1 protein-coding gene is annotated in these 261 nt (G+C 53.3%); it reads right to left on the reverse strand.

The window, feature by feature from the left end:
- Positions 1-261, reverse strand: a 261-nt coding sequence (locus FDX22_RS00160) for an MFS transporter (RefSeq protein WP_186805254.1), incomplete at both ends; no start/stop codon positions are given.

Consider the following 261-nt stretch of genomic DNA (forward strand, 5'->3'; position numbering starts at 1 on the left):
ACGGCAGTGCGCCAAATAGTACCCACGGGCGAAATTTCCCCCAGCGCGACCGGGTGCGGTCGGCGAGCAGTCCCATGCAAGGGTCTGAGATAGCATCCAGCGCGCGGGCCAGCAGGAACATGGTGCCGACAAATCCGGCCGGAATACCAAAAATATCGGTATAGAAGAACATCATATATAACATAACGTTATCAAAGATGATGTGGCTGGCGGCATCGCCCATACCGTAGCCAATCTTCTCTTTAACGGACAAAATCTCAC

It is taken from the genome of Citrobacter sp. TBCS-14, from assembly GCF_005280805.1.
GTDB classification, from domain to species: Bacteria; Pseudomonadota; Gammaproteobacteria; order Enterobacterales; family Enterobacteriaceae; genus Citrobacter; species Citrobacter gillenii.